The organism is Streptomyces globisporus (assembly GCF_003501885.1).
Lineage (GTDB): Bacteria > Actinomycetota > Actinomycetes > Streptomycetales > Streptomycetaceae > Streptomyces > Streptomyces globisporus_D.
In genome coordinates this window covers 1-11,828 of record NZ_QWFA01000192.1, presented here as the reverse complement: position 1 = coordinate 11,828, position 11,828 = coordinate 1, and the positions used below count along the sequence as shown (strand labels likewise).

General features: G+C 70.6%; 12 protein-coding genes. 4 read left to right on the top strand and 8 right to left on the bottom strand.

Annotation, left to right across the window (positions count from 1 at the left end):
- Position 1 precedes the first annotated feature (1 nt).
- Positions 2-391 carry a YchJ family protein gene (locus D3105_RS27660; RefSeq protein ID WP_240647040.1) on the top strand — a complete coding sequence of 130 codons (390 nt, stop codon included), beginning with the start codon at positions 2-4 and terminating at the stop codon, positions 389-391.
- Positions 392-453: 62 nt separating this feature from the next.
- Positions 454-1,041: a GNAT family N-acetyltransferase gene (locus D3105_RS27655; RefSeq protein WP_118905712.1), complete on the top strand. Its 588-nt coding sequence runs from the start codon at positions 454-456 to the stop codon at positions 1,039-1,041.
- A gap of 25 nt (positions 1,042-1,066) precedes the next feature.
- Here D3105_RS27655 and D3105_RS27650 read toward each other — a convergent pair whose 3' ends face one another.
- The 8 genes from D3105_RS27650 to D3105_RS27620 form a co-directional block, all read right to left on the bottom strand.
- A complete protein-coding gene (locus tag D3105_RS27650) occupies positions 1,067-3,160 on the bottom strand; it encodes an MDR family MFS transporter (RefSeq protein WP_118905711.1) in 2,094 nt (697 codons plus the stop codon).
- A 129-nt stretch (positions 3,161-3,289) separates the two neighbouring features.
- On the bottom strand, positions 3,290-4,144 hold the full coding sequence (locus D3105_RS27645) for a hypothetical protein (protein ID WP_118905710.1): 855 nt from the start codon (positions 4,142-4,144) through the stop codon (positions 3,290-3,292).
- Positions 4,145-4,276: 132 nt separating this feature from the next.
- Positions 4,277-4,453, bottom strand: a complete 177-nt coding sequence (locus D3105_RS34740; RefSeq protein ID WP_158690724.1) for a hypothetical protein — start codon at positions 4,451-4,453, stop codon at positions 4,277-4,279.
- A 357-nt stretch (positions 4,454-4,810) separates the two neighbouring features.
- Positions 4,811-5,341 carry an excalibur calcium-binding domain-containing protein gene (locus D3105_RS27640; RefSeq protein ID WP_118905709.1) on the bottom strand — a complete coding sequence of 177 codons (531 nt, stop codon included), beginning with the start codon at positions 5,339-5,341 and terminating at the stop codon, positions 4,811-4,813.
- Between the two features lie 119 nt (positions 5,342-5,460).
- Positions 5,461-6,675, bottom strand: a complete 1,215-nt coding sequence (locus D3105_RS27635) for an acyl-CoA dehydrogenase family protein (RefSeq protein ID WP_118905708.1) — start codon at positions 6,673-6,675, stop codon at positions 5,461-5,463.
- Between the two features lie 4 nt (positions 6,676-6,679).
- Positions 6,680-7,153 (bottom strand): SCP2 sterol-binding domain-containing protein, encoded by a 474-nt coding sequence (locus D3105_RS27630; RefSeq protein ID WP_118905707.1) that lies wholly within the window; start codon positions 7,151-7,153, stop codon positions 6,680-6,682.
- Between the two features lie 72 nt (positions 7,154-7,225).
- On the bottom strand, positions 7,226-7,489 hold the full coding sequence (locus D3105_RS27625) for a hypothetical protein (protein ID WP_118905706.1): 264 nt from the start codon (positions 7,487-7,489) through the stop codon (positions 7,226-7,228).
- A gap of 202 nt (positions 7,490-7,691) precedes the next feature.
- Positions 7,692-8,906, bottom strand: a complete 1,215-nt coding sequence (locus D3105_RS27620; protein WP_118905705.1) for a helix-turn-helix domain-containing protein — start codon at positions 8,904-8,906, stop codon at positions 7,692-7,694.
- Between the two features lie 807 nt (positions 8,907-9,713).
- Between D3105_RS27620 and D3105_RS27615 the strand changes: the two genes are divergently transcribed.
- Positions 9,714-10,649, top strand: a complete 936-nt coding sequence (locus D3105_RS27615) for a hypothetical protein (RefSeq protein WP_118905704.1) — start codon at positions 9,714-9,716, stop codon at positions 10,647-10,649.
- Between the two features lie 226 nt (positions 10,650-10,875).
- Complete coding sequence (locus D3105_RS27610; RefSeq protein WP_118905703.1) at positions 10,876-11,532, top strand: hypothetical protein; 657 nt, start codon at positions 10,876-10,878, stop codon at positions 11,530-11,532.
- Positions 11,533-11,828: the final 296 nt, after the last annotated feature.

Here is an 11,828-nt window from a genome sequence, read left to right as displayed (position 1 = left end):
GATCACCCCCGCCTCCCCGTGCCCCTGCGGCCTGCCCGCCGCTTACGGGGAGTGCTGCGGCCGATTCCACTCCGGCAGCGCCGCCGCGCCGACCTGTGAGGCCCTGATGCGCTCCCGGTACGCGGCCTTCGTCGTCCAGGACGCGGCGTACCTGCTGCGCACCTGGCACCCCGAGACCCGGCCGCCCGGCGTCGACTTCGACCCGTCGATGCGCTGGGTGGGTCTGGACATCCTGGACACCACCGAGGGCAGCGCCTTCCACTCCACGGGAACGGTCACCTTTCGCGCCCACTACACCGACGACGGGCGCCCCGACTCCCTCCACGAGAAGAGCCGCTTCGTCCGGCACGAGGGTGCCTGGGTCTACACGACGGCGGTCTTCGTCGACTGACCGGCGTCCGGTCACCCGAAATCCGTTTCCCGGCCCACCGCGCCCGACCGTACGATCCGCGCATGGACGAGGACGAAGCAGCGACGCCGTACACCGCGAGGGAGCGATTCTGGCGGGGCCGTGACGTCGCCTTCACCCCGCTGGAACCGGGCGACGCCGAACTGATCCACCACTGGCGCGCCGACCCGGTGGCCGCCCACGAGATGGGCGTCTGGCCCGGTCCCCTCCATGAGTTCCGCGAGCGCATCGAGGCCCACGTCGAGAACCGCGACCGCGACGACTTCCTCGTCCTCCTGCCGGACGGCACGCCGGCGGGGCACGTCGCCCTCGTCGCGCAGGACCTGGTCGACGGCACCGCCGAGGCCTACCTCCTGCTCGCGGCCGGGCACCGCCGCCGGGGTCTCGGCGCCGACGCGCTCGCCGCCCTCACCGACCTGGCCTTCGGCGAACTGGGCCTGCACCGGGTCGAGGCGGTCACGCACACCGACAACGCGGCGGCCCTCGCCACCCTGCGCGGAGCCGGTTTCGTCCACGAAGGCGTACGCCGGTCCTCCTGCCTGCACCGCGGCCGGCGCTACGACAACGCGACCCTCGGCCTGCTCCGCGCGGAGTGGGAAGCGCTGGAGCGCCCCCGGGCCTGGGAGTACTGAGAGCGGCGACCGTCCCCGAGGCGGCTCAGACCGGGGCCCCCACCCGCGACGATCCGCCGGAGCCTGCCGCGGGGGACAGCTCCTGGGCCAGGTCCTCCGCCAGCAGCCGCTTGGCGATCACGTCCACGGTGGCCCGGAGCTGAGCGTCGTCGGGGCGTGCGCCGTCCTCGGCCAGGCGGTCGTTGAGCCAGCGGCCCCAGGCGTCGGAGATCACCGCGGCCTCCCGCCGGCCCGCCGCCGTGTGCGAGAAGATCGGGCCGTCGCCGGTCAGATAGCCCTCCTCGATCATCCGGTCGAAGACGGGCACCAGCACCTCCGGCGGGATACGGTGCCGGGCCGCGATCAGCCCGAGGCCCGCGTGGCCGACCATCCTGGTGAACAGGTCCACCTGCATCACCGCCCAGGCCCCCGCCATGTCGAGCCGGGTGTCGGACTCGGCGGTGATCCGCCGGGCGGTCTCCGGACCAGCGCCGTGCAGGATCGTCGCCACGGAGTACTCCAGGACCTTCGCCGAGTCCCCGCTGCCCGGCTGGGCGAAACCCTCGCCCATGTCCGTCGAGCCGAGCCGGGCCGAGTCCCGCAGCTTCACCTCCTTGAGGAACAGCGCGATGACGAAGCCGATCAGGGCGACCGGCACCGTCCACAGGAACACCGTGTGCAGGGTGTCCGCGTAGGCCTGGGCCAGCGGCTCCGACTGGGCGGCGGGCAGCGCGTGCAGGGCCTGCGGGCTCTCGGAAGCTCTGGCCAGGACCGCCGGGTCGCCGCCCGCGGCGACCGCCCGCGCGACGCCGTCGGTCAGGTTCGGCTTCAGCGCGTTGGCGTAGATGGTGCCGAACACCGCCGTCCCGAAGGCGCTGCCCAGCGTACGGAAGAACGTCACGCCCGAGGTCGCCGTGCCGAGGTCCTCGTAGTCGACGGTGTTCTGCACGGCGATCGTCAGCACCTGCATGGCCAGCCCGATGCCGATCCCCAGCACCACCATGTACAGCGACTCCAGCCAGACGCCCGTTTCCGGCCCCATCCGGGACAGCAGGAACAGCCCGGCCGCCATCACCAGCGTCCCCACGATCGGGAAGACGCGGTAGCGGCCCGTCTTGCTCACCACGTTGCCGCTGAAGATCGAGGCGGCCAGCAGACCGGCGACCAGCGGCAGCGTCCGCACCCCCGACAGCGTCGCCGAGTCCCCGTCCACGTACTGCAGATAGGTCGGCAGGAAGATCATCGAGCCGAGCATCGCGAAGCCCACGATGAAGCTGAGGATCGAGCAGACGGTGAACACCGGGTTCCGGAACAGCCGCATCGGCAGCATCGGTTCCTTGGCCCGCGTCTCCACCAGACAGAACAGGGCCAGGGCGATCAGACCGCCGACGAAGAGGCCGATGATCACCGCCGAGCCCCAGGCGTACTCGTTCCCGCCCCAGCTCGTCGCCAGGATCAGCGCGCTCGCCCCGACGGTGACCAGCGCGATGCCCCGGTAGTCGATGACCGGCCGCCCCGCCGCCTTCACCGACGGGATGTTCCGGGCGGCGGCGATGACCACCACGATGGCGATCGGCACATTGACGTAGAACGCCCAGCGCCACGTCAGATGGTCGGTGAACAGCCCGCCGAGCAGCGGCCCGATCACGGTGGAGATACCGAAGACCGCCCCGATCGCTCCCTGGTACTTGCCCCGTTCGCGCAGCGGGATCACATCCGCGATCAGCGCCATCGACGTGACCATGAGCCCGCCCGCGCCGATGCCCTGCATCCCGCGCCAGATGATCAGCAGCAGCATGTCCGAGGCGAGGCCGCACAGGAACGATCCCGTGATGAAGATGATCGCCGAGACCTGGAAGACCAGTTTCCGCCCGAACAGGTCGCCGAACTTGCCGACCAGCACGGTGGCCACTGTCTCGGCCAGCAGATACGCGGTGACCACCCACGACATGTGCGAGGCGCCGCCCAGGTCCGAGACGATCGTCGGCAGGGCCGTTCCCACGATCGTCTGGTCCAGTGCCGCGAGCAGCATGCCGAGCACGATCGTCGTGAAGACGATGTTGCGCCGCCGCCGGTCGAGGACGGGCGGCGGCGCGGCGGCACTCTGCGTGGCGGGGGCTTGCTCGCTGGCAGTCGTCACCCCTGCACCCTCACACCGCCCGTGCGCCCCCGCATGCGGGGGCGGGCCGAACGGAGGTCGCCGCAGATGCGCGTGCCGGGGCCCGCGAGCCCCGCCCTCCGGGCGACGACGGCAGTTTGACGAAAGGCCCTAGCGGGGCAGCGAGGCGATCGACGTCTTCAGCCGGGCCACGAACGCCTCCCGGACGTCCTCCCCGACCCGGTCGAGCGACAGATACGGATTGAGGTCCTCCAACTCGACGAGCAGCAGCGCGCCGTCCGCCGTCCGGCAGGCGTCGACCCGCTGGATCCCGTGGTCGAGGCTGTTCCAGGCGATGAAGCGCCGGGCGAACTCCAGGTCCTCCGCGCTCGCCGCGTACGGCTCCAGCACCCAGCGCCGCTCCGGGTCGGGGGCGTACAGCGCGTACTGGAAGTCGTGGTCGACGAAGTAGAACGACAGCTCGTGCCGGAAGTCGATCCGCGGCTGGACGAGGAGGGAGCCCTCGGCCGCCGCCTCCAGTTCGGCGCGGGCCTCCGCCGCCGTGACGAAACGCAGCCCGACCGAGTCCGCCCCGAGCTTCGGCTTCACCACGTACTGGTCGACGTCCGGCAGCTCGGCCAGAGCCGCCGCCCGGTCGACGGTCGGGATGGCCGGGAGCCCCGCCGCGGACATCTCGACCAGATACTCCTTGCCCGCCATGTCGCCGCGCCCGTCCAGCGGGTTGTAGATGGCCGTTCCCAGCTCCCGGGCCCGTACGAGGAAGGCGTCGTAGGCCTCGCGGTAGTGCAGCACCGGCCCGCTGTTGCGGACCAGCACGGTGTCGAACCCGGCCAGCAGCGCGGCCGCGTCCCCGGGGTGGCAGAGCGCGACGTCGAACGCCTCGCGCAGCCGGGAGGAGAGGTAGATGTCCTCGTCGCAGTAGCGGCGGCCGCGCGCCTCGTACGCGAGATCGGTGACGAGCAGGAGGGACGGGCGGCGTGCGCCGACGGGTGATGCGGCGGTCATGAGGTGCTCCCGGGGTGAGGACGCGGACGGACGATCACTATCGCCGACACCCGGTCGGGGCTTCCCGGAGGGGGGCTCCTCTTGTACGGAGTCCCGCAGGGCTTTCCGGCGGGTGCACCCGTCGCCGTACCGTCAGACCGCTTCCGTGGAGCTGCCCCGTACGGCCGCCACCCACTCGACGAGAAGCCGCTCGTACTCCCGGCGGCCCTCCGGCGACACCACACCGCCGTCGGCGACCAGGGCGCGGATCTCCGCGTTCAGCTCAACCATCGGGCGGGCAGGCGTCGGCTCGGTCGAAGTGGAGGTCATGTGAAGAGGCTAGTGGCACGGAGGCGGTCCGGCGGCCGGTCGAACGTGTGGGGCCCGCCACGGGCAGCCTTCGCCCCGGCGGCGAAGCGACGCCGGGGCGCTGTCCTGCCGCCCGGTGAACCTCTTCACCTTGCCGCCACGTCCCGCCGCGACCGAGCGGCCCGAACCCCCCGTTGCCGCACGTGGACGGGGTGTGACGGGGGGCCCGGGGCCCGCCGCGCACGTCCCGACGGGCCCACTGAGGGACTCGGGGAGTCGGCCGCAAACGCCATGCGTGGGCCTTCGGCCCGGCGACGGCGTACTCGTCCGGCGCGACGAGAATCACATGTTTCGAGGCCCCGGAGAACCGGTGCAGACCTATTCGCAGCCCACCCCGTCGCCGTCACGGTCCAGGTGCGGTCCGTACCCGGGCCGGCCGGACCGGATGGGTGAGGCACCGGCAGCGCGAACCGCATCGCAGTTCTTGTAGTACGTCGACGCGCTTCCGGAGCCGGAGCCCCCACTGCCGCCGGAGGAATCGTCCCGGGCGACGGGCTTCTTCACCGGCTTCGGCTCCGGGGGAGCGGCGGTGACCGTGACCCGCACCTTCTTGACCTTCGTGACGGTCGGAGCCGGCTCCGGGGTCGCGGTCACCGTGACCTTCGCCGTCTCGGTGACGGTGACCGTCGGTCCGGGCTTCGCTTTCGCCGCGACCGTGCGCACTTCCTGCGGCTGTTCACCGGTGGCGCCGATCCCGACACCGAGCAGGAACAACACTCCGGCCGTCGGGAGCACGACACGCTTCCGTGCCCACCGCGGACCACCCGTCGAAGGCGGCTGTGGCGTGAAGTTGCCCCCCTGGCCCCAGCCGGGCCGACGCGACGGGTGCTGTGAACTGTTCCCATCCATGATCCCCCCAAGTGCCGTGCGGAGCCCGACCGTAGCGACCTGACGGGGCCTGAGGGAGCGACTTGTTCCGGTGGTGATGGAGTTGTGACCAAAGAGTGGGGAAGAGGTGTGGAGTCCGTTCAGCGGATGTGCCGCCCCGAGATCGCCCGCGCGATGACCAGGCGCTGGATCTCGCTGGTCCCCTCGAAGATCGTGTAGATCTTGGCGTCGCGGTACATCCGCTCGACCGGGTGCTCCCGGCTGTAGCCCGCGCCGCCGAGGATCTGGACCGCCTTCTCCGTTGCCGAGACCGCGAGTTCGCCGGCCCGCAGTTTCGACATGGAGCCCTGGCCCGCGTCGAAGGTGCGGTCGTTACGGGCCATCCAGGCGGCCTGCCAGATCAGCAGGCGTACGGCTTCGATCTCCGTGCGGATGTCCGCCAGGGCGAAGGCGATCGACTGGTTCTCGATGATCGGGCGGCCGAACGCCTCGCGCTCACCGGCGTATTCGAGGGCGTATTCGTAGGCGGCCCGCGCGATGCCGAGCGCCTGCGCGGCCACCGTCGGGCGGCTGACCTCGAACGTGGCCATGGCCGCCTGGCCCTTGGCGGGGCCGCCCTCGCGGGCCCGGGCGAGGCGGGTGTCCAGCTTCTCCTTTCCGCCGAGCAGGCAGTGGCCGGGGATGCGGACGTCGTCGAGGAAGACGTCAGCGGTGTGCGAGGCGCGCAGGCCGAGCTTCTTGACCGTGCGGCCCGCCGTCAGGCCCTTCGTGGCGGGCGGGACGATGAACGCGGCCTGTCCCCGGGAGCCGAGCGACGGGTCGACGGAGGCGACGACGACATGGATCTCGGCGATGCCGCCGTTGGTGATCCACGCCTTCTGGCCGGAGATGACCCACTCGTCGGTCGCCTCGTCGTAACGGGCCCTCGTCGTCATCGCGGAGACGTCGGACCCGGCCCCCGGCTCGGAGACGCAGAACGCGGCGACCTTCGGGTCGTCCTCGTCGCCGAAGCACTGCGGCACCCACTCGGCGAGCTGGTCCGGAGTGCCGGAGGCGAAGATCCCGGCGACCGCGAGCGAGGTGCCGAACAGGGCCATGCCGATGCCCGCGTCACCCCAGAACAGCTCCTCGTTGGCGATCTGGAGGGAGAGCCCCGTGGGGTCCCCGTACAGGTCGGCGAGGGATTCGAAGCCGTACAGACCGATCCGGGCGGCCTCCTGGATCACCGGCCAGGGGGTTTCCTCCCGGGCGTCCCACTCGGCGGCGGCCGGGCGGACCACCTGGGCGGCGAAGCCGTGCACCCAGTCGCGCAGGTCCTGCTGTTCCTCGGTCAGGGCCAGGGAGAAGAAGCTCATGCCCTCACGCCTTCGGGATGTCGAAGTAGCGGGTGAGGCCGGACGCCAGACCGACGTCACCGGCGACCTTGAGCCTGCGCGTCATGAACATCGTGACCGGATTGCCGTTGCCGGAGACGAGCTTGAGGAACTCCGCGTCGGCCATCACCAGCGTGGTGCGGGGCTCGGCGTCGGAGCGGCCCGCGGTGACCCGGCAGGCGCCGTCGGCTATCGCCGTCTCGTAGAACGCGTCGCTCTCCCCGGTGATCTTCCAGCGGATCAGCGCGGTGAGGCCGCCGGCCGCCTCGGACCGGAACTGCTGCCGCATCCGGCCGAAGACCTCGCCGAGGATCCGGGTGCGCAGCTCGCCCCGCATGACCTCGGCGAGCTGCTTGGCGGACAGGCTCTTGACGATCCGTGCGAACTCCTCGGGGGCGACCGCGGCGAAGTCGAGCGCGGACAGGTCGTCGGTGAGGTTGCCGCTGCTGGTTCCGTCCACGCCAATTCCTTACTCCGAAGTAAACTTACTTGGGAGTAAGGTAAGGGGAGTGGAGACGTCCCGCAAGGCCGGTCAGAAGGGCGAGCCGGGGAGCACGGCGAGGTGGGGGTGGTGCGCGGCGAGCACCTTGTTGGCGCGGGCCAGATCGGACAGGGCCTGTTCGCGGTCGGCCTGGTCTTCGACCCCCAGCCGTGGCCCGCGGAACCTGCGGACCTCCCGGGCCGCACAGTCGGCGTCGAACTCCGCCTGGAGGATGTGCGTCGGAATGCACGAACCGATCAGCGCGGCGACCCGGTCCGGGATCGGCACGGGGACGAGGAGGTGCGAGGCGGTCATGGGGCTTTCCCTTTTCGACGGTCGGCCAGGAGGCGGTGCACGGGAGCCGTCGCCCGGCGGGCGACGGACTCCCTCCTGTGTACGGGACGCGGTTCCGGGTTTCTCGCCGGATACGTCTCCGTGTCGCAACCGTTTGGGGACTGACCGTCTATTTCGCCTTACGCGCCGGTAAGTTGACCCGTCACGCCGAACGTGATCCGGCTCAGGGGGAGGTACCGGTGGCGCGGGAGCGCAGCCGCAGCGCGCGCAGTACCGCCTCGGTGGCGAAGCGGCTCTCGGGATCGACGAGTTGGTCACCGAAGATGGTCTCCAGGCTGCGCATGCGGTAGCGCACGGTCTGCGGGTGGACATCCAGCAGCGCGCCCATCTGCGCCGCGGTGCCCCGGGTGTCGAGCCAGATCCGTAGCGTCTCGACCAGCCGTTCCCGGCGGGTCGCGCTGATCCCCGCGACGGCGGCCAGCTCCCGCTGGGCGAGCTGGTCGAGCAGGGCGGGGTCGGACAGGAGCCACAGGGTGAGGAGGTGGTCCTCACAGCGGATCAGCGGAGCGTCCTCGATCACACCGGAGTCGACGAGTTCCAGAACCCGGCGGGCCCAGCGGAGCGACTCGCAGGCCAGCGCCGTGGGGACGGTCAGCCCGATCGCCGTGCGCCCGGCCGGCAGGGCCTGGGCGAGCATCGATCTTCGTACGTCGTCCAGCGCTCCGGGGACGAGCAGGTGTGGCTGCGGGGCGCTGAGGTCGACGAGAAGGTCACGGTCCGCGTGGAGCCGGTCCAGCTCCGCCGGGGCGCGCACGGCGATCAGCGTCACCTCCTCGGGCAGCGTCCACCCGGTCTGCTCGCACAGATCGGCGATGGCGCTCCCGGGGGCCGGGCGGCCGGCGAGGATCAGATGGAGCAGCCGGCGGCGCAGCGCCTCGTTGTGCTCGCCCGACTGGGACTGCGCCTCCAGGAAGCCTTCCCGGGAAAGCGATTCCAGTTCGTCGACGTAGGCGAAGAGCGCGTCGGCGAAGCTCAGCATCAAGGTGGGGGAGAGGTGATAGCTCTGCCCGACCTTCTTCGCCCGCCGCAGCGCCACCCTCGCGCCCAGCCGGTAGGCCCCCTGGAGGGTGTCCATGCTCCGGCCCTCGTACGCCTCGAAGCGTCCGAAGCGCCGGCACATGTCGTCCCGGAGCGTGGTCGGGGAGGACGGCTCGGCCACCAGATCGACGAATGAGGCGAGGCTCTGCTCCACGCCCACCCTGATGGCCTGCCCGTTCGGACCGTCGAGCAGCCGGGCGTATTCCGGATAGGCCCGGGTGACCTCGACGCCGATTTCCTTGATGAGGCTGGGCAGTTCGGGCCGCATGATCGCCGCGAATTCCTGCGGGAGCGGCCCGAGCGGGTCTTCGGTATCCAACGGCTGTATGAGATGTGGCATGACAGATCCCCTTGCTCCCGGCGCCCGGTGGTGGGGTGAGACGGTGGGGGAAAGCGCTCCCACGAACCGACAGGTGCGTACCAAGTCCGCGACGAAGATAGACCAAGGAACAGGTGCTGCACACCACTTGGACAAGATCGACGTGCAGGGGGCACACATCTCGGCCGCACTGTGCGACTTCCGTGCAGGTCGGGCGCTCCTGCGCGCTTTCGGACAATGAATTTCGGCCGCCCGCTCAGGCGGTGACAACAAAGCGGTTCTGCTGCCGTCGAGTTGTTGCCGGCATGGCCCGGCCGGAGTCGGACGGGCCGGAGAGCGGCCGGGTGTACGGGCGGCCCACCACGGCGAACGCGGGTGAACGCCCGCTGGTGGAGAAGGGTTTCAAGCCGCCTGGCCGAAATTCCATGCCATCCGCCGGAGAGCGGAAGCCAGACTTCCGTGTCTCCCGGCGCGTCGGCCCCGCCTGCGCACCGCCCGCGGGGTTCCGCCCGGCGGTACGTAATTCCCTGCCTCCGGGTGCGCATTCCTTGATAAGGCGAGCGTGCCGCGATGCTCATTTACGGATCAAAAAAGGTGTGGTTCAAAGAATCTTAGCCGGACGGATTGTGTCGCCCTGTTTCCCGCGAGTAACATCACGCCTCGGTCAATTCGGTCATGAAATCTGCCCGAAATTTGATGCTCCGATCCTCCGCCCCCGGGCCACCCGAGGCCCCAACGCCCGACGGTCGTCGCGGTGTGGGCATGCGTTGCAGAACCGGTCAACTTCGTGCACGAGGCCGCGCCACGGCGGCCGACAGAGGGGACGACATGAGATCCGTTTCCAATCGAACCCGCGTAGGTCTGCTCGCGGCGTTCACGGCATTCAGTGCTCTGCTCTCCACCGGCTCGGCCACCGCCGCCACCCAGCTCAACGGGGACTGGGCGCCCTTCGACCGCTGTCCGGTCGACGCGCCCGCCATGCTGGCCGCCGACGGTGTGAACACCATCGCCGCCTGCATCGCGTCGAGTTCGGCCACCGGCTCCATCACGCTGGGCAAGAGCGTGGTCTCCACCGGCCACACCGATCTGCAGCTCGGCGTCGTCCAGCGCGCCGACGGCACCGCCTCGCTGGTGGCCCCGCCCGAGGGGGCCCTGACGGCTGACCCGGCCGAGATCCCGGGCGGGCTGCTCGGGCTGATGTGCCCCAGCGGAATTCCCCTCGTATCGGGAATCTGCCGTCAGTTGACGGACAACAATCTCAACCGGGTGACGGCCACCATCGAACCGGCCGGAGCGCCACGCGACTTCAATATGAGCGCGGCTTTCTCCACCGGTGAGCCCATTCTCACCATCCCGGTGCGTATCCACCTCAAGAATCCGTTCCTGGGTGACAAGTGCTACATCGGGACCACCGCCAACCCGGTGCTCCTCAAGCCCCGGAACGTGACGGCACCCACCCTTTCGCTCCAGCGGTTCGCCGCCGACGGGACGCCGAACGACGACGAGGGCGAGATGGGGCGCTACACCTTCGACGGTGCCGACCAGGGCGACGCCACGTTCGCCGTACCGGGCGCAAGCGGTTGCGGAGCCGGGCTCCTGGACTGGGCGGTGAACCTCAAGACCGGGCTCCCGTCCGCCGCCGGGAAGAACAGCGTGACGCTGGACGCCACCACCACGTACTTCGGCAGCCCCTACGACCCCGCCGGCCTCGCGCCGAACGAGGGCCGGAAGCTGTCCGAATTCTGGCACTCCGCGAAGCGGTAGGCCGTCTCCGCTCCACCCGTACGAGGAGGTGATGCGGCCAACCGCCCCTCATGTCCTGGTCCGCGCACCGCAGACCCCTGCTCGCGGACCCCGCCGTGTGCCGCACCGTCCGGCACCCCGTGGACCCGCCGAACGCCGCACCGTCCGGCCCGGCGGACACAGCGCACGAACCTCTCCAGTCACGTTCAGCCGAATCCCCAACGGGACGAGAAAAGGGAGTACCCCCATGTTCAAGCGAACCGGTGTCCTGACCGCGATCGGTGCCGCCGCGGCATCCGTCGTGCTGGCCGCCCCGTCGGCCGTCGCCGCGCCGACCAGCTGGACGATCACCCCGACCGGCACCTTCAACGGCAGCGCCGGGGTGACCGTCCTGACCGACAACAACGGCAACAAGATCCAGTGCGCGACCTCCGCCGCCTCGGGCTCCGCGCCGACCTCCCCGGTCGCGGGGAGCCCGGCCAAGCTCGCCTCCATCACGGCGATCTCGTTCAACTCGCCGTGCACGGGCCCGTTCAGCTCCACCTGGACCGTCACCACCACCCCGTCGTGGGAGATCTGGGGCCTGGACTACGCGGCGGGCGCCGGCACCAACTCCACGGGCCAGGTGACCGGTGAGATCAGAGCGATCAAGGCGAAGGTGTCCGGGAGCAGCATCCTCGGCCCCTGCACCTTCAACGTCACCGGCAAGGTCGCGGCCAAGTACAACAACCCGACCGCGGGCGGCAGCAACGGCACCCTCAACACCGCGGGCGGCGGGCTCACCCTGTCCATCGCCAACAAGGTCGGCGGTGGCTGCGGCATCGTCGGCACCACCGCCAGCTTCCAGGGCCTGTACACCCTGGTGAGTGCCACCACGGGCAAGTCCCCGGTCATCAGCGGCTGATCCCGCCCCGCTGACGTACCGCATCCGAACGTCGTGCCCGGCCGTGCGCACCCGACGGCCGGGCACGATTTCGCGCACCCGCCGACAAGGGGCGCGGCTGCGGATTGTCACCCGCTGCCAAAGTCTGCGCGGCGGTTATCCGACCGGGAGCCCGGCCCTTCCCAGAGGGGCGTCGGCGTGCGTACCGTACCCGTCGGTAGGGCCCGTCCGAGGTCCGGCCGCAGCAGGTCGGAGCAGGGTCGGACCCCGCTCGCACCGTTCGGAGCAGGGCCGGCCCCCGCCCCGAAGCGCGACCC